Source organism: Leptolyngbya sp. GGD (genome assembly GCF_026735145.1).
Classification (GTDB): Bacteria; Cyanobacteriota; Cyanobacteriia; order Leptolyngbyales; family Leptolyngbyaceae; genus Leptolyngbya; species Leptolyngbya boryana.
The window spans coordinates 713,200-731,823 of the sequence record NZ_JAPQKE010000002.1 but is presented as its reverse complement, the minus strand read 5'-3'; the positions used below and the strand labels follow the sequence as shown (position 1 = coordinate 731,823).

Sequence of the window (18,624 nt, the reverse complement as noted above, 5' to 3'; positions counted from 1 at the left end):
CTTGATCGTCCGGAGTCCATCTTAAAAGAGAATCTATTTGCGGTTTTTTATTTTTCATTCTTCTCGCTAAATTTGCGGAATTCCGTAAATTTGCCAAAATGCTTCTGTCTGTTTCAGAACATCAACTGTGTACTCAATATATTCCGCTTACAGTTGCATATCCTGGCAAAGATGGGACTCTAAAAAACTGCATAGATTTCAGCAAGCGAGTAGACAACTGGCTCAAATTCAAGAAACACGATCGTACAAAAGGAGCCGCCTGCAAACACATTGAATCAATTACATCGCAATTTTTATTTGGAGAGCCTTTACTATGCCGCATCAAAGGAACAAACCGATTGCAATGCTTCTCATCATGAGCGTTTGTACAGCAATCTCGGTATTTGGAGGGATAAAAGGTAGGAGTGCCGAAACTCGTGAACAATCTTTGAATAGTCAACAAATCATCGGACGCTGGGAGGGGATTGACAGCACAGGAATATTGGGAAGAGCTGGCGAAGCGACTCCGGTGACGCTTCGCTTCACACCTAAGGGGAAGGCAATCATTCTCACTGCTCCTTCAGAGGGCTTGCAAGGATTCACATTTGATTACAGCTTGAATCCACAACCGAAACCAATATTCCTAGACCTAGACTTTAAGCCAATGGGGGCGAATACGATTGTGCCGACGATCGCACAATTTACAACGCCGCAAAATTTGAAAATTCAACTCTCTGGTACTCGTCTAAACGGCGATCGTCCAAAAGAGTTTTTAGATGAGTTGAATTTGAGCAGAGTTTCAGACCATATGGTTGCTGCGTTTCAAGGTGAAGGAGCCGTTGCCACTCAATTGATCCAAGCAGAACAATCCAAAGAGGGTGAAGGAAAGTTTGTCATGACTACTTTAGTTCGGTCTGCCTCAATCTATCGACTTGAAACAGGTCAGTTTCCAATAACGTTGACCCAACTTGGGTTAGGTCATACTGCTACACAGAACTATCGCTTTGAGATGACTGTGAAAAATGACCGATTAACTCTTATTGCTCGTCCGAAAAAAGCAGGCTTGAGAAGTTACATTGGAATTACAATTACTCAACCTTTTCGGGAAGACAAGACAACACAAACCCTTGCGATTGCAAATCTTTGCCAATCGTTTCGCCCTTCTACGATCGCACCTGTGACGCCTGTCATTCATCATATTAACAGAGCCTTTCCGGCGATTGAATGCGGTTCTGGCTCGGAAGCTGTGCGGTTTTGAGTTCTCTGCGATTTGATTAAAGATTAGAAGATCATTGATGTCAGACTTAAATTTACACACTAAAAGTGATAACGATGTTAGCTTTCTCAAAATCAGCCATCCATTTTCCACTTGCCCTACTTTTGCTGTTTAGATTTAGTCAGCCTGCTCAAGGCACTCTCGCAGTTCAGGTTAATCCTGATCTCTCCTCACAGGCTCTATCTGAATCATTAGCAGCGCTTGGAACTCAAGTCGCTGCAAGTCCAAATCCTCAACCTGCTGAAGCGCTATTTGAGAGAGCACTTCAGATCGCAGAAACGATACAACCGCTTACAGAGCGGAGTCAAGCTTTGCTCACCATTGCTCGTAAGCTTCGCGAAGCCAACCAAACTTCAAGATCCCAGCAGTTGATTGAACGTGTGATTCAACTTGCACTTGCTCACGCTTCAGAGCGAGCCACAGATGAATATGGCAAAGAGCGACAACAGGAAGATTTAGCCATCATCAGCGCTCAACTTGCAGAAGCCGGGCAGGTTGAGCGTGCCCTCCAGTTTGTCAGAACTAAGATTTCTTTAAAACTGCGGAAAGGGCAAGCGCTCAACAAAATTGCAGTCGCGATCGCACACCAAGGCAAAACTCAACAAGCTAGAGAACTATTGAGTGAAGCTGTGCGATCAGTAAAAGGCGACACAGAAGACTATGCCTATGAATCGAATGGCAGTTGTGGAAATGAGAAGTTTGCAGTTTTCTCAGACATTGCCAAAAGCTTGAGCTTAGTTTCAGAGTTAGATCAGGCATTACAAGTTGCTGAAACGATATGGGGCTGTAACTCAGCATCAGGAGATTCAGCCCAGTATTATCAAGCTTGGGCTTACTTGGGGATTCTGAGCAACCTGAGAACGGTTGGGCAACTTCAACAAACTTGGAATAGTGCTAAACGAATGCCCCAAGCACCGAATGTTTCAGGCGATCCAGTCGAGCGATTAATGACTTGGCATGAGCTTGCCGAGAAACTGATTGATTTAGGAGAAATCCCACTCGCTTTATCGATCACAACTGAACTCTCGACACTCTCCAGGATCAAAGATGACACTCGAATGTCCATCTATCCACAATTGTTAGTCGAAATGGGGCAGGAGAACTTGCAAAAAATTGCCCTTAAACTGGCTAAAAATCGACAATTTGAAGCAGCTTTGCAAGTGACACAGTTACTCGCAGGTGCTCCTGCTCGGCAAGATATTGCTCGTAAAGAAATTGCGGCTCAACTAGCTCACACGAGACAACTCGACAAGGCTCTGCAAGTCGCAAGCTCTGTTTCGGATGCCACCATGAAAACGAGAACGAAACTCGCGATCGTTGAGCGTTTGCAAAAAATTGGACTCACGGCTCAAGCAGATGCCTTGTTTGAGAAATTGATCCCCGCGTTGACTCCTGAATCTGCACCTGAGCTAGTCGCAATTGGACAACGCGATCGTGCCCTCAATTTGATTGCTAGACTAGACGGACAATCAGATGCACAGACACAAATTTTAGTTGAGACTGCGATGCAATTTGTGGAGCTGAAACAAGTTGAGCCAGCCCTACAACTCTCTCTTAAACTGAAAGAGGATAGAAATCGACATCCTCTTCTGTTAGCGATCGCCGCTCAACAGGTCAAACTTGGACAACTTGATCGATCGCTAGAAGTAGCATTATTCCTAAAAAAGAGCAGTCTTTGGGATTTGCCTCCTCAGCGCGATCGTCTTTTGACTAGCATTGCTTATGGGTTTGCTCGGTCAGGACAGTCTGTGAAAGCACGTCAAGCCGCAGAAGAGATTTCTGCGGATCTCGCGAGAGTTGCTGTCATCTCAGAGCTTGCAATTCAAAAGCAGCAGGCACAAAAAAATTAAACATCAGTTCGGCGAGTTCTCTCGCTTCGTTGCTCACCTGCCCCGGAATCAATTTAGGGCAGGACGCAAACGAGAGCAAGTATCTTCCAACTACACTTCACCTCTCTACTGAGAAAAAATTCCGAGAATCCGAAATTGCTGCTGTAGTTGTATCTAATTTCAGGGTGATTTACATACCACTTAGCACTGAATCAACCCTCATCAAGCTTCTGAATTCAATGATGAAACCCGTCGCAAAACTCTCTTCTGTTTCAAAACTTCTCGGTCTGATCAGTTTTGGCACACTTCTGATGACTTCCCTGCCTGCAATGGCGCGTCCTGGAATCGTTACGACACATGCTAATGTTCGATCGGGTGCATCTCTCAATGCTCCAGTGCGAGAACTTCTTGCACCCAATGGCACAGTTGAAGTCCTCAACATTGTCCAAGGTAAGGATGGCTGGAAATGGTACTATGTCCGCTCAGAAATCGAAGGGACTGAAGAAGGTTGGGTGCGGAGTGATCTGATTCGCTTCACACCAAGTAACTGGAGACATGCAGTGCTACGGGGCGATCGAGAAAACCGGATCAATGTTCGATCGGCTCCTAGCATTTCATCAAGCATTGCACACTATGGTATTGGCGGAGATGTGATCGAAATCGATGACAGAAGCATGACTAGAGAAGGCAATTACTTCTGGTACCGCGTAACTTTCCCCAATCAAGTCTCTGGATGGGTTCGAGGTGACTTGTTCATCAGAATCGAGTAACCCTCAGCATCCTTCGTAACTTTGACATTGTTCTTGAACCTTTATGAAACGGCTCAATCTATCCCGCATTCAGCAACTTTTCCACTCATTTCGCCTGCATCCTGCTGTCATTGCTTGTTTAACAACAGGAATGATCTTAACGGGTAGTTTTGCGATCGCTCAACCCGTCGCGACAGGTTGGCTGTTTAACGGACAAACCACACCCAATCAGATTACGCTCAATGGTGTGAAGTACACAGGAGAATGTGCTGCAGGGCCATTCTTCCCAGACCTTACAGGCACCTTTATCTCTGCAAAGACTCCGCCTGCCCCTCATACTCGCGTCTTGATCAAAAATGTGACTTCAGGCGTTTCGACTAACCCCCATCCCTACACTAATCGTGAATACGACGAACGTCGCCCGACTTCTGAAGTTGCCAAAATGACCTTCTCAAATCGACATCAGATGCGGAAATTTGGAGTACTCGAAGGCAGTAATACCTTTGAGTACACAATTCAGCAACGGGACAAGGTTCTAGAAACGGGAACTTTTACTTCCGACATTACAACGAATGTACGCACAGAAGAACGGACGGCAACCTGGGTTCGAGACAAAGTGTGCGCCAATCGATCCGTCTCACTCGATGTCTGTGCTGATATTCGCGATCGTCGTGCTCGACAATGCCAAGATGGGCGAATTTTGCAATCTGAATTGACTCCTGATGACCCTGAAATTGTCAGCCGCGTTTACAACGACACTGGAGAAACGCTCAACTTCCGATTTGAGCATCGAGAATATCGACTCGCTCCAGGAGAATATGCAGTCATTAGAACCTATGAATCCGATTCCTCTCAATCGCTTTACTTTAATACGACCTGCAAGGACTGCTCTCGTTTCAGTTCATCTAGCACCTTTACTCCTGGCAAACGCTATCGTTTTACTTCAACGAAGAATGGCGAAACTCGAACTATTCGTTTAGAGGATTACTCGCGTTCAAATGACTACCACCAGAGAAGATGGCGATAATGCTCAACGTTCAGCGATCGAGAGATCGGCAGTCTATCGTTCGCGCATTTAGGATGACGATGGAGTTCTTGCAGATTGCATAACCTCGATCGTGGTTAATCCTAAACCTATATGAGACGTTGAGTGATCAGTCATGACGCATCCCATTCAAAGCACAATTGCGATCGCCGTAGGCATCGTCATTGGTTTAGCTCATCAAATTCCGATTCACGCGAAGGAGTGCATTCTACCCAGGTATGAGGTCGTTACTGAGAATCTGGTCAATGATCACAATCAGCAAGTTGTGGAACTGCTGACGCGAAAAGAATATGAGGCGGCCGCATTGACAGCACAATTTGCGATCGCAACGGGTGAATCTGTTCTCGGGATCACTCATCCTTCGATCGTCACAAGCTATCATCATTTGTCTCAAGCTTATCGCGGCTCGAAACAATACGATAAAGCAGAAGCAACGCTCTTAAAACTGATTCAAGCAACTGAGGCAAAGTTCAGCCAAGAGAGTCGAAACTTAATTCCGGCACTGCATGATCTAGGAGATCTCTACTTTGAGCAAGGACAATACGATAAAGCAGAAACTGTCTATCTGCGTGCGTTGAGTCTACTCGAAAAGACATCTGCAAAAACCTATCTGAGTGAGATTGCCCCTTTGGAAAAACTCATTGCAATCTACACGGCTCAAGGTCATTCGAGTAAAGCACAACAATTTACTCAACGGCTCAACACCCTCCGCCAGCAATTTTATCCTTCAAAGTGATCAGTCGAATTCCCCACTCTCCTATCATAGAAAAACCTTGTAGCTAACTAAATTGGAGCTTTTCTCATGCAAAATCAACACTTGCAATCAATCTCGAAATTCTTTACGTTAAGTACTCTTGCAATGACGATCGCTTGTACTGGAAGCATTCCTTTGATTCTGAGTAGTCCAAGCAGTGTCCATGCTGAAACCCGCCAGCAATCAGTGGATAGCGTCACAGATTGGTTGTTTGGGAATTTGAATCCTGGGCTAAATCGCCGCCGATTGCAGCATTATGAGCATGCCTATATTCGAGAATGGAATGCGATCCGCCGTGTGATTGACCAAGGTGGCTTGCGCTACTCCAAAGTCGGTCCAAATGGAGGCGCATGTGGTGAGCCAGATTGGACGTTTCCTAATAAAGATGAGGCACTAAAAGAGCGTCTTGCAGATGCCGTCTTTCACAGTCGCTACCCTGGAAGAAGAGGCGCACCGATTCGCCCAAATGAACGTGCTGCAATGCGAGAATGGGTCAAGATCAAAAATTCCATGTCTGTTGCCTATTGCTAAAAGCACATGATTTTCTAAGGTTTATTCCAATGCGTCACTTCAGTTTTGTTTTGCTTCTGAGTTGTTTTGCGATCGTAGGGTGTAACGCTCAAATTGATGCCAAAGTCACTCCGACCCAAGCAGCAACTCAACCTAATCTTCAACTCGATGCCAAAGTCACTCCAACTCAAGCAGCGACTCAACCCGATGTTCAAATCAATGCCCAAGTAAAAGAGTCTACCAAATCTGAAGCACCTCAGATTGTAGAAGAGATTGTAGAAGGGCGATATTGGATCGGCGGAACTGATCAGGCACTAGAAGTCCAAGGCGATGCCTCCGGCACAGGTAGACCTGCTCGCTTCCGTTATGAAACTGAGGGAGGTGTGCAAGAATGGCGATCGCTTTCCTCACTTCAAGCTATCAAACCTGGTGTTGTCTATGATGGCAACGATTATTGGTGCTTATCAACAATGCAGCCGAAAACAGGGATAGCGATCTGTTCTAAAGAAGGTTGGGTCACTCAACAAGAACCTTCACAACAAGAACCTTCACAATCCGAACCTTCACAATCCGAACCTTCACAATCCGAACCTGACCAAAAACAGTAGTCATCACTCCCGTTAAATCTTGGAATGTACAACGTCGCCTCGATCAAAGTTCCCACCTCTAAATTTTCGGTTGATCGTTGATTGCGCTTTCCCGCCCGTGATTGAAAATCACGGTCTAACCGTGCGAAGTCCCTAAAGGGACTAACAGAATACAGCGATTCAGTCCCTTTAGGGACTTCGCACAGTTAGCACAGGGTTTTAAACCCTGTGCGGGAGCACGTAATCAACAAATCAACCCGAAGGCAAATTTATAATGACTAAGAGCGTTACGATCGGTTTCCTGAGCTTATATCTGGTGACTTCAATCGGCATTCCAGCAAGCGCAGAACAACCTGCCTGCAAGGATATTGACAGGATCAACTCGATCGCGCTACCGACTCATCCTATCGATCGTGAAAGAACTTGGGCCACTCGGCAGGCTGAGATCGCGATCGAATTTCTCCGTGCAAATCGTCCTGATCGCAGCAGTGAACTGAATCGGCAGATTCAATCCCGATTAAAGCTTTCACCCGCTGATAAAGCTGTACTTGAAACGATTCAGAACTTAGAAGCTGGCAAAAATGCGAATTCCCTACTTCCGTTCATCACAAATCCTTCGCTCTATGCGAATTCATTCTCTCTCCAGCTTCAGCGGCTCCCACTGCAAACTCGAAAAGAATGGATTCTTGCAGCAGTAGAGCAATGGTCAGACCGTGATCCAGCTTTTCAAATTCAAACAATCAACTGGATACTAGACCTTGCGGATAGCTATCAACAAGCTAACAATCAAACTGAAACATTAAATCTTCTCAAAAAAGCGCGATCGCACTTAGACAAAGCACCTGCAAGAGCTTGGATCAATGTTGCTACCGCTTACCGCAAAGCAGGTCAACCTGAAATTGCTCGATCGCTGCTAGCCTCCGTGCCCGATCGCATCACAGCCTCATCTCAAGCGCAAATCGATCGAGGGACTAGAGATTGGTTAGATCTGGGTCATCAGCTTGCACGATCAGGACAAGCTCAGCAAGGTCTTGTTTACATTACTCAAGCTGAGCAGCGTTTTCAGCAGTACAAAAGTCGGCTAAACTCGCAAGAGTTCACTCGCTCTCTGGCTCTAGCTTATGCCGCAGCAGGACAATCATCCAAAGGATTGCAACTCGTTGGAACCCTCAGGAAATATGACGCATCGCTTGGATATTTTGAATTAGCAAAACAAGCCGCTGAACTGGGTGATGAAAAGTTTGCCCAACAATCTCTCAGCTTAATTCGAGAAGCCTGGAACGTTCGGGATAGCGTCAGCCAAGTCGCAGAGATTTTTGCAAAGGCTAGAAAATTTGAAGCTGCTCGACACATTGCCAATTCAGCAACTTATGGACTTGATAAATTACAAGCACTTGCTGCGATCGCGCATATTGCCTCTCAAGCTAATCAATCGGCTGTGAGCCAGCAAATCATTCAGGAAATCAGTCAAATTCGTTCTTCTGATTTGCCTGATAACAATATTATTCAAGTCATTGATGCGCTGATTGAAGTCGGCGATCGCACACTGGCTCAAGCACTGCTCAAATCACTGAATTCAAATCAAAATCGATTCAACCTTGCTAGTAAATACATCAAAATTGAGGATTTTGCGACTGCAAGAAGCTTGCTCAATGCAGAATACGAAGTTCAGAAGAATCAATATAATCTTACTCGCCTAAACATCAATCCGTTTCCAACACCAGTTCCACGATTTGTCCCCCGCTCTCCGCTCGAAGAATTCTTTTCTGCTGCTCAATATATTCCTGTAACAAAAGATCCACCTCTCCGTACAAAACAGACGCGAAAATCTCCACTCAAGATTTCTCCGATTTCGCCTTCTCAAGCTAACAGGCAATCCGATCGAATTGCTGTACTAGCAGCATTTGCCAATTCCTACGCTTCTGCACGTGATTTCACGACAGCCTATGCTTTGATGGCTGAGATTCCAGATGCCAATTGCACTCACAAGATTAGGGCTTGGAATCACTTGCTCACAGAAGCAATGAAGGCGGGACGCTTGGCACTGGCAGTCGATGCCTTGCAAAACAGCGATCGCTTATCAAAACGAGCAAATCTGAAAAATTCTGAGTTTGTTCGATCTAACCTGGTTGCGATCGCAAAACTGTATTCTCAAGCAAATCAGCCTCAAGAAGCTCTTCTGCTCCTAGAATCAGCACTTTTACTTTTGCAGGACACTCTATGAAAAACATTCAAATCATCGATCGAGCAATCAACTGTGCTTATGATATCTACAGTGCAACCGATGAGGAATTTCTCAAGATTTTCCCAAATCCAGGGCAAGATATTCAATTTAACGAAGACATTGAAGACGATGAAGAAGTGCGGCAAATTTTAGCTCGACTGTGGAAGAGGCGTGTAAACAAGCCGGAAGTTCACGGCATTCATGGCACGCTCTTTTATCAACTCTCTGAAAAGAAGCGATTCTACCCAAACAAAAAAGATCACGATCTGACAATCAATCATAGTAGACCTCAAGACTAAAGCTGAAGCGTTCAATGAGTAGAAAGCTAAAGCACTCTAGCTGTTGAATATTCTTACGTTTGAGTATGAACTCTACTTTTTTAAAGAGCATTCAAACATTGATTACGCTTCAGAATGTCCACACCGAGAAAACGGTCAACAACACTGATCAATATCAGATTCTACGACCTTTTGATTCCAGGGACGCGAACAATCTTTTGCTTTGAAAGCGTCTCCCCCTTTGTGCTTCATATCATCTGTGCCCCAATGAATCTTTTTATCGAGCTTTTGCAGCAATGGAATGTGTTTAGAACAGTGAATGTAGGCTTCTTCTACTTCAACTAAAATCCAACGTTCAGGGCTACGACCGCCACAAATTTTGCTTTCTTCAATAACCTCCGAAGATACATTCGGAAGATGAGCTAGCTCGTCGTTCTCAACAACACAAGCTTTTCCATTGACATGTAAGCCAACTGTATGTTGGAAAAAATCAATGAAAATCATGCCGATATGGGGATTTTCTAGAATGTTGCCGACACTCGCCATGACTCCATTTCCTCGGTATTCTGGATATACGAGGGTTTTCTCATCTAGCACTTTAACAAAGCCAGGATGACCTGCTCTAAGCGAGCAATCACATTCTCCTTGTGCATCAGATGTCGCGATGAATAGCAGTTCTTGCTGCCCAATAAACTCACACATTAATGGATTGAGATAGGTTAGCATTTGCTTGTTGTAAAATGCTAAGGCTCGTCGAGTTGTGCCATATTTTGCTTGGGCTAAGTGTTCACCTTTAGAACCGGGTAACTTGTTCTCTGTTGTTTTCGTCATGGTTATTGTGAATTGAGAAGCGTGTGCCTGAGCAATCCTTGCTGAAGACATTAGTTTGTAGCGTTTGTGGTTTTGAGCATATGCAACTGAACAGGCTCTTGCATAACCTCTCAGACTTAAAACCGTAGACTATTACGCACGATTGAAGAACCTGTAAAAGTGCTATGAAAAACGATCGCAAAAATCTCTAAAGATAAACTCAAGGTAAAAAGCTGAGAACTTGCTCCTCAAAGGATTGCGTAACATCAAATTGAATCAATTCAGCTTCAAAAGTAGAACAAAAATCTAAAGTTTGAGCATTTCAAGCGGTTCAATCAGCGCTTGATTTAACCTTGAGTATCCCTGTTGATTCAGGTGCAATTCATCCATTCGATAGTCTGAGCGTAGCTTGCCTTGTGAGTCAGCGAGAATTGAAAACGCATCAAAAATCATCACTCGATCGCTAGCTAGTGCTGCTAGCTCACGATTCATCTCTTGCACAGCTTGACCAATTTCATCTGACCAAAAGGGCTGACGCTGAAGGGGCACATCTCCGACTGGAAAAATCGTAGTCAGAATCACGATCGCGCCCAAAGCTTTCGATTCTTGAACAATTCGCTCAATATTCGATCGACAATTTTCGATGATCTCAGCTTTTCGTTCTGGAAATAATGCGATCGTCTTGAGATCATTAATTCCAACCTGAACAATGATGACTCTAGGCTGTAAGGGTCGGACATGCTGTTGAAATCGTTGAATGGCTTGCACTGAGGTTTGTGAGCTAATTCCACGATCGATGAATTCATACTGACTCATCTCTGGAAATGTCCAATTCTCAGCCCTAGAGTCTCCAAAAAAGACGACGCGAGGTCGATTCTGACTGGGACTAGGAGAAGTAGAATAAGTGCTCAATCCAACCGGATCAAGTCGCGTTTCATTCAGTTCGAGATAGTACTTTTTTGCCTGACTAAATAGGATAACGTTCAGCGCGATCGAAGCTCCCAAAACTGCGATCGCGCCTATTAACACAGTGAATCGCATCCTAGCGACTCTCTGGAACTTTTAAGGATGGAACTTGAGAAGGCTGAACCCTGCGAACGGGATTAGCGCGTTGCTTGAAATGACTGGGAAGCGTAATTTTTGCGCGCTGCGGCAACGTTCGCTCAATTGCCTCTGCTTTTCGGATTTGGTTGAGCGATCGATAGCGTTCAGCAATTTTATATAGCTTCTCCTCGCGCCAGTAAGGAGCCGGGACTAACGGCGGTAAGATAAATTGACCACTCGTTTGAGGTTTTGGATTATAAGCATCCCGAACCGCGATCGCGGCATTATCTAGCATTTGAATTGCAGTTCGGTTATCTCCGATCGACTGATACTGAGTCGCAAGTTTGATCAAAGTCTCTGCTCGGTAGGTATCCGAATCAAATTGTTTCAAGCCTTTCTGAACGTTTTCGAGTAACTTCAAACCATGTGCTTTACGTCCGCTTCGGATATTTAGACCTGCTAGCGAAACTTGGTAGTTGATCAGATCACTTTGATAGTTTAAGTTCGGATCACGCAGTACTGCAATCAAAGCTTCTATCTGATCGAGTGCTTTCGCTTTCTGAGGATTAGACACATTCAAGTTTGAAGCATTCAGTTGTTCAAAGGCGTTTACTAAAACTTCTATACGGATTGAGCAATCTTCTATATCGTTTGCAATTGTCCAAGCTTTGACAACCTCACGGCGGTTTTCAGATAACCATTTTGTTGCCATATTTTTTAGGGTGAGCGATCGTAGATATTCCCCTTCGATCATGCCTGCAACTGCTTTCGCTTGCGCTGGCTCAAATAGTACTGCATTCGCAACATCTGTCCAAATTGTCCATTTCTCAGTTACAGGAAACAACGTCATGACTTGCGGAATGGTTTGAATCTGATGGGTTGCAGCAAGCGTATCCACAACTGGAGTCACAGCATCACTGAGATATTCGGAAGTCTGAGGCAATTTTTTGAGAAGTGCGATCGCATCATTCAATTGATTGCGACCCGTTAGTTCAGCCGCGATCGCGCCGATTCCCCGCGCTCGTTGTCGAGACTGTGGCGGAAACTGCTCAATCACAAACCGAGATGCACGAGCCGTTTCATTGGCTCGAACCAGTCCAACAAAGAGCGATCGCGCTGTCTCATCTTGTACCCAACTCGATCCTTTCTGAAACTCTTGCAGCGCCTGCTCCCATTGTCTCGCTGCAATTAATGTCTTAAGCTTTCTAGCCTGAGCCACTTGCTCAGATCTAACGTAAACAGCTGTTGGTGGTAGCCTCAAAGGCATGGGCGCGAGCAGTCGATGAGAATCGGTTGTGCAACTTGTCCGAATCATCGGAAGCTGAATTTCTGCTGAGTATGCAGGACGAATACTAGAAGGAACAAACCAAATCGCTGTCAATACGAACAACCAAGATTGAGAAACTATTAAACGCATCGTAAAGTCAACTCTTGAATTACTGAATCATGTCTGTGCTATCGTTCGCTCTTACCTCTGGGCTGAGAGGTTTCCCGCGTAATCTGAGCCACGCATTCGGCTAGATCCTTACGCATTGGAGCGGCACTGTGCCATTCACCGCTCAAAAGTTTACGGCTCTCCAGATGAACGGCAAAGTCCTGGGTGTCTTCGATCGATCCGAGCAGTGCTTCGCTTGATGGAACCTTGAAGAAAATCATGCCCATCTTGGGAGCCAGCGGGAAATGTGATGCCAAGACCTCGACAGTTTGCGTCTCCCCGGATTGCACGAGACTGACTCGCATCCGCTTCGCTTTTTTCTCAGGCGGCATAGACCTGGCAAAGAACATCATCGCTGTGCCGGATTGCTCTCCTTTCCAGTCCATCAAAACAACCCCACCGTTCAGCGTCCAAAATGTTGCCGCACAAGCAAGTGTACTCTGCCCCGCAGGAGAGCGACCCACCGTCCACACTCCTTCAGCAAGCTCGTCAAAAGTTTTACCAGCAGCCTCACCATTGCGCTTAACGATCAATTCTCTCTGGTCTCTGAGTGATGACTGGCGCAGGTGTTCAAAGAAATCCGCCCACTTTTGAGGATCATAGGTAGAAAGCCCGGGCAGCCTGACACCATTGTTAATCATGGGCGGTGGATTATTAGCTGGTTGTGCTTGTCCGCTGCCTACACCGCCATCCATCGGAGCACAGCCGACCCAACCACCGCTGCCACCCCCGATCGGGTAAAAACCCGGTGGGCAGTTTCCCTCGGCACGAACTTGTGAAGGGACAAGTGCGGCGACAGAGATAGCCGCCAGCATGAAAAAGAAATTCAATGGCTTCAATGACATTTCAATAATGCTTTATTGCTGTAATTGTTAGGTTTGCCAGGTTCATCAGGATGCAGATGAGTTCGGCAGTGCGACGATCTCGATATCGCCACTTTCGGACGTGCATGTGCAGCTTCTGCTTAGGACATTGCTGCACTTTGTGAAGGACTCCGAGATGCACATTGCTGTTATACCTGGTCTGTCGGATAAAAGTCACGAGATTTGCGATGCAGAGGCAGAAAGTTTATTTTTGCCTCTAGGACGGTCTAGGTTTCACAGTTTGGCAGGTTATGCAGTTCTGATGCATTGAGAGTTTGTGAGCCATTCCAGACTAGCTCGAATCGATAAGTTTTTCGACGCGCTAGATTCTGAGCAGTAGGGCATTAATCCGGTTGGAAAACGATCGGAGGTAAGCTCAGAGAGTCGATAGTCATGCGATCGCCAGGATCAACACTCTTGAGCGTTAATGTAAATTGTTCATTCCAATCTCCGATGATCTGAGCAATCAGATACGCCGATCGCGCTTTTGCTTCTTCCTCTACTAATACCGTTTCGCCTGCTTGAATCACCAGTTGTGTCCCAGTTGGCAAAGTGGGAGACTGAATTGATTCTAAGATTGCCAGTAAAGACCATTCTGCCTCTTCTACTGCCCAAGTCGTGATGTAAAGTCGGAATGTATGCTGGTTGAGTTTAATCGATCGATAACCCGATTGTGCTGTTGAAGGAATTTGAAGTCCAGACCGCTCGATCTCAGTAAACACAGAACTTAAGTCTGCGCTAAACGCATTTGCTGAAGCTCTCATTCCGGCAGGCGCTAGCTCCAACGAAAACAGTGTCCAAGACCATTCATCAATTTGAGTCTGAACCCATTGAGCCGCATTGACAAGCGGTTGAATCAGCCATTGAGCAGAAATGGCTAAACTTGACGATGGTAACGGAATCGCACTCAATTCCAAACTTGCTAAGTACCAAAACAAGTGCTCAAAATTTGTTTCAAGTTGAGAAACCGGAATGAGACAAGTTGCATCAGAAGTAGAACTTAGATTCAGTCGATCTCCTCTTAAAAACCCATAAAATTCAATTTGATTCGCTTCCTCATTCACACTAGCAGCAATATAGAAGTGAGCTGGATTTTGCATTAAACTCATCGGAAACTCAATTTCGTTGTCTACGACAAATAAAGCAAGGTGAAATTGATCGGCATAAATCGAATTGATCGCAGCGGGTATGCCAAATTCTGAAGGCTCAAGTAATCTTGCCTGAGTTCGATCGAACTGAATCGGAATCGATCGCTCACTAAAATATTGCGCCAGACCTTCTAGAGCGAGTAAAGCAAGATGAGATTGCCAGCGAGTGAGAGAATTCGGGAGTGTCTGGCTAAATGCGATCGCTCGATTAATTCGGTCTGATGTGAGGTCAAGTGGGGTAGAAGCAGCGTTTAACGGAATCATGATCATGCTCCGGAATGATTAAGCAAGGCACAAAGTTGTTCAGCAAACAGATTATTGCTTTGATAGGCTTTTGGCGTTTTGGATTGTTGAGCATCCTTTTCTAGCAGAGCATCGACTTGATCGCGCAATGCGAGATCGATCGCTTCTGCAAACTGAGTCAGTCGCTCTGGATCGATGAAGGTTTGCGCCGTCTCTCGGATATCCTGTTTCAGCCCTTTGAGCATATGCAACCCGACATCAGCACGCAGCGTTTTTAATTTTAAAAGTCGTGCAACGTTGTCTTGACGCTTGAGATCAAGCTGATCAGCAATCTGGGTCATGGTTACGCGCTGACAATAAAGCAGTTTCAATGCTGTCAAGAATTGATCAACTTTTTGACCTTTTAAACGACTGGTGTAATCGTGAATCACAATTTCTAAAGACGCATTCAAACATTTTAAGAATTGAGCGCGATAGTAGTTTAAAAATTCTTCTGCGGGATCAGCCTCCGAATGACTCGGATGTTCTGCCTTCGCTTGAATTGCTTTATCCTCGATCGATTCAGTCTGGTACCGATTGAGCCGATGTTGCCGAAGACAATGCGCGATCGCAAGTAACTGATTCAAAATTTGATTGGGAGAAACGATCTTCGGCTGCAAATACTCTACCATTCGCTGCAACTGCTCAGAAGTTGGCTCTTTACATCTGCCTTGACTTCCTGCAGCAATGCGATCGTTCAAATACACCGCATGATAGCTTTCAAGATACAGAATGGCAGTTTGAATCGTTTCTGCTGACCAGTAAAATCGTTCTTTTAAGATGCGCTGCAATTGTTTTGAGGTTGTACTGTTGAGAATTGCCCAATCGCTTTTTAAGAATAAACCCTGTTGCTTAAAAAATTGATTCAGTTCTGGATGTTGTCGAACCAATCGAGTTGCCCAAGTATTCAATGTTGCGATCGCTGGATTGTAGCTTGCTAGAATTCTTTTGGACAATGGGCTGTATTCAGTCGAGAGTGAACCATCATCATCTAGCACATAGGTCAGCAGATCGAATTGATGAAATTGATAGTACTCACCAAACTGGCGTGCGATAGAGCTACATTCTTCCAGTGTGCAATGTGAGATAAAGCAGCGAAGACAAAGTTCTGCTTCTGTGAAGCCCTGTTGATAGGCGTAAACCAACTGCTGCTGTAAGTGTTGCGATTCGGAAATGTGCGAATAGTTCTGAGTAATATAGCGGTGTGCGATCGCGCTTTTCTCTGTTCGGTAACCGCCTGCCGGGTTGATGCAGATTAGTGTCCAGTATTTGACGAGATCATCCATACTCACCTCAATTCCTAGCAATCAGAGAAATCAAATTATACTTCCCGGAGGAAGTTATGCATATTGCAAGGATTCTCGACAACTTTTCGGAATTCCGTAATTCAAGTGAGAAGAAAGGAAAATAAAATCTTGATACTAACCTGTCTAACCGATTAAGGAATATCTGACGATGTGCCGTTTTCTGACATGCTTGAGTCGAATCAATCCACTCACCACCGCACTCTTCTTAACGTTGAGTAGAGAAAGACTATGAAACGTCGTCATTTTCTTCAAGCAGCAGGTGCGCTATATCTTGCTCAGGCAAGCCGATATGGTCAAGTTTTGGCACAATCAAGTTCTCGCAAACTCGCGTTCTTAGTTGGAATTAATAGCTATTTGGAAACGAGTAATTCCTTCGGAGTTAGGCAGGATAATCATCGCGGACTTTCCCCCCTAACAGGTTGCGAAACCGATGTCCAACTTCAACGCGAACTGCTGATCCATCGATTCGGCTTCAAGCCTTCAGATATCAAAATTTTAATCAACCAAGATGCAACCCGCAGCAATATTCTCCAAACCTTTGAAGCGCACCTCATCCAGCAAGCAAGACCTGGCGATATTGTTGTCTTTCATTTCTCAGGGCACGGTTCTCGACTCTTTGATTCGGATGCGATCACTTCAGATCAAGCAAATAGCGCTTTCGTCCCTGCTAGAGCCGATTATCGCAATGCCGATCAGAGCGTCGATGACATCATGGGTAAGACATTGTTCTTACTCATGTCAGCCCTAAAAACAGAGAATGTTACCGCAGTACTGGATTGCTGCTACTCAGGTGGCGGAACTCGTGGCAGTGAGAGAGTTCGAGCCGATGCAAGTCATGCTTTCTATCAACCGAGTGCTGATGAAATTGCTTATCAGAAAAACTGGATGAGAAAATTAGGCATTTCATCACAGGAATTGCGCGATCGTAGAAAAGCAGGAACAGCAAAAGGCATTGTCTTAGCGGCTGCAACTGCAAATCAAATTGCTAAAGAAAGCGATGTAGCGGATGTTTCTTCAGGCTTATTTACTTACTGTCTGACTCAATATCTTTGGGAAACGACGAGCAGTTTAACCGATGCAGAGGCAATGATTACACGATCTCTACTCACTGCTACAGGCTTTCAAGAGCCTGTTTTCGATTCCAAGCCAGAAGTCAAAACACAGCCCATCTACTTCACTTCTCCTGTAAACCAAGCGGCTCAAGCAGTTGTTCGATCGATTCAACGCAATCAAGCAACCCTCTGGCTTGGAGGGTTAGATAAAAAAACGCTCGAAGCATTTGGTAGTGAGTCTCAGTTTTCAACTTTAGAAGGAACAGCAACGGCTACGATTACTCAGCGAAAAGGCTTAATCGCAACTGCAACGCTGACCGGAAATCTTGTTCCGGGTGCATTACTCAAAGAAACGTCAAGAGTGATCTCGAAGACGACAAAACTCCGAATTGGTCTAGATTCATCGCTAGGCAATCAGGTTCCTCAAGGTCAAGGTTCCCGAATCGAATTTATTCCTGCTCGCCCTGATGGTTCCTATCCTCAATCGGTACATTACATTCTCAGTCGAGTCACTGCTCAAACGACCTCTGCACCTCGCAATAGTATTGCGCTGTTTTCACCAAGCTTAGAACTTCTCCCTGATTCTTTCGAGCAACCTGGAGAATCGCTTTCAAAGGCGATTGTCCGGCTTACCCCAAAATTCCAGGGACTCTTCGCCGCACATCTGATTCGCCAAACCCTCAACCCTAACAGTTCTAAATTGAAGCTCGAAGTTTCACTTTATCCTCAAAGTCAACCAGGGCAGATTATTGCAAAAGCAAGTACTTACAGAAATTTGCCGACACCAAGTCAGCCAATTCGTGCGAGAACGCCTTGCCAACTTCAAATTACGAACCGCGATCGTGTACCGCTCTATTTACTCATTGCCCTGATCAGTCCAAATGGTCGCTTCTCGATCATTTTCCCCAATGACTACATTCGTGAAAGCTTAAGTGGTGAAGTTTCTGCCCAAGCGAATCGACTGATCCCTGACCCAAGCGAATCTTTCCGAATCGCACCTCCGGCTGCTGGACGGGGTGAAGCTTTGATTGTTGCAAGTCGTAATCCATTGACGAGAACCTATCAGCAAATGAGAACGCTAGCAGAAGAATCACATCGTACTCCAGTTACGATTGCAGATCAGCGAGGAATTGATGCCATTGACAATCTTCTTTCGGATCTCGATCGACAGCCAGAAAGCTCTTTCTACAAAGTAAGTAGTGATGATGTTGCAGTTCTTTCTCTCTCATTTGAGATCATTTGAGACCGCACAACGAAGCGACTGCAAGGGCGCTTCAGTGACGGGTACAAAACGTTCCTTTGAGCATAGTGCGTATTTTCAAAACTTCAGCGCCCAATTCTCACCCATCTTCGGGATCATGAATCCGAAATTCATGCAATTCTACCGCTTTTTTCCCGTGCAGTGTCCGTGTTTGACGATTTGGTTCGATTGACAGTATGGACATTAGATCA

At 45.3% G+C, this 18,624-nt stretch carries 16 protein-coding genes; 10 read left to right on the top strand and 6 right to left on the bottom strand.

The features are described 5' to 3' along the window. Window positions 1-313: 313 nt before the first annotated feature. The 9 genes from OU814_RS12225 (at window position 314) to OU814_RS12185 (ending at window position 9,252) form a co-directional block, all read left to right on the top strand. Entirely contained in the window at window positions 314-1,237 is a 924-nt protein-coding gene (locus tag OU814_RS12225; RefSeq protein ID WP_268183147.1) for a type IV pilin-like G/H family protein, read from the top strand. Window positions 1,238-1,311: 74 nt separating this feature from the next. Next, the gene (locus OU814_RS12220) at window positions 1,312-3,105 is read left to right on the top strand and encodes a hypothetical protein (RefSeq protein ID WP_268183145.1); all 1,794 of its coding nucleotides are present in this window, start codon (window positions 1,312-1,314) and stop codon (window positions 3,103-3,105) included. A gap of 218 nt (window positions 3,106-3,323) precedes the next feature. Beyond that, the gene (locus OU814_RS12215) at window positions 3,324-3,854 is read left to right on the top strand and encodes an SH3 domain-containing protein (RefSeq protein ID WP_198421427.1); all 531 of its coding nucleotides are present in this window, start codon (window positions 3,324-3,326) and stop codon (window positions 3,852-3,854) included. 43 nt (window positions 3,855-3,897) lie between these two features. Beyond that, window positions 3,898-4,860: a hypothetical protein gene (locus OU814_RS12210; RefSeq protein ID WP_268183141.1), complete on the top strand. Its 963-nt coding sequence runs from the start codon at window positions 3,898-3,900 to the stop codon at window positions 4,858-4,860. 133 nt (window positions 4,861-4,993) lie between these two features. After that, on the top strand, window positions 4,994-5,614 hold the full coding sequence (locus tag OU814_RS12205) for a tetratricopeptide repeat protein (protein ID WP_268183138.1): 621 nt from the start codon (window positions 4,994-4,996) through the stop codon (window positions 5,612-5,614). Between the two features lie 66 nt (window positions 5,615-5,680). Further along, complete coding sequence (locus OU814_RS12200; protein WP_268183136.1) at window positions 5,681-6,163, top strand: hypothetical protein; 483 nt, start codon at window positions 5,681-5,683, stop codon at window positions 6,161-6,163. A 29-nt stretch (window positions 6,164-6,192) separates the two neighbouring features. Next, window positions 6,193-6,750: a hypothetical protein gene (locus OU814_RS12195; protein WP_268183134.1), complete on the top strand. Its 558-nt coding sequence runs from the start codon at window positions 6,193-6,195 to the stop codon at window positions 6,748-6,750. Between the two features lie 253 nt (window positions 6,751-7,003). After that, window positions 7,004-8,953: a hypothetical protein gene (locus OU814_RS12190; protein WP_268183132.1), complete on the top strand. Its 1,950-nt coding sequence runs from the start codon at window positions 7,004-7,006 to the stop codon at window positions 8,951-8,953. Continuing rightward, window positions 8,950-9,252: a hypothetical protein gene (locus tag OU814_RS12185; RefSeq protein ID WP_268183129.1), complete on the top strand. Its 303-nt coding sequence runs from the start codon at window positions 8,950-8,952 to the stop codon at window positions 9,250-9,252. The genes OU814_RS12190 and OU814_RS12185 overlap by 4 nt, the downstream gene beginning before the upstream one ends. A 135-nt stretch (window positions 9,253-9,387) precedes the next feature. On the opposite strand, the gene OU814_RS12180 is transcribed toward OU814_RS12185, so the two are convergent. The 6 genes from OU814_RS12180 to OU814_RS12155 form a co-directional block, all read right to left on the bottom strand. Further along, window positions 9,388-10,062 (bottom strand): pyridoxamine 5'-phosphate oxidase family protein, encoded by a 675-nt coding sequence (locus tag OU814_RS12180; RefSeq protein WP_268183127.1) that lies wholly within the window; start codon window positions 10,060-10,062, stop codon window positions 9,388-9,390. A gap of 285 nt (window positions 10,063-10,347) precedes the next feature. Continuing rightward, entirely contained in the window at window positions 10,348-11,082 is a 735-nt protein-coding gene (locus OU814_RS12175) for an SGNH/GDSL hydrolase family protein (RefSeq protein WP_268183124.1), read from the bottom strand. 1 nt (window position 11,083) lies between these two features. After that, entirely contained in the window at window positions 11,084-12,502 is a 1,419-nt protein-coding gene (locus OU814_RS12170) for a hypothetical protein (RefSeq protein WP_268183122.1), read from the bottom strand. 38 nt (window positions 12,503-12,540) lie between these two features. Further along, entirely contained in the window at window positions 12,541-13,365 is an 825-nt protein-coding gene (locus OU814_RS12165; protein WP_268183120.1) for a hypothetical protein, read from the bottom strand. Between the two features lie 362 nt (window positions 13,366-13,727). Then, window positions 13,728-14,795 carry a DUF1822 family protein gene (locus OU814_RS12160; protein ID WP_268183117.1) on the bottom strand — a complete coding sequence of 356 codons (1,068 nt, stop codon included), beginning with the start codon at window positions 14,793-14,795 and terminating at the stop codon, window positions 13,728-13,730. 2 nt (window positions 14,796-14,797) lie between these two features. Then, window positions 14,798-16,099, bottom strand: coding sequence for a hypothetical protein (locus OU814_RS12155; RefSeq protein ID WP_017286213.1), 1,302 nt, complete (start codon window positions 16,097-16,099; stop codon window positions 14,798-14,800). Window positions 16,100-16,348: 249 nt separating this feature from the next. Between OU814_RS12155 and OU814_RS12150 the strand changes: the two genes are divergently transcribed. After that, entirely contained in the window at window positions 16,349-18,415 is a 2,067-nt protein-coding gene (locus OU814_RS12150) for a caspase family protein (RefSeq protein ID WP_268183113.1), read from the top strand. The last annotated feature ends 209 nt before the right edge of the window (window positions 18,416-18,624 follow it).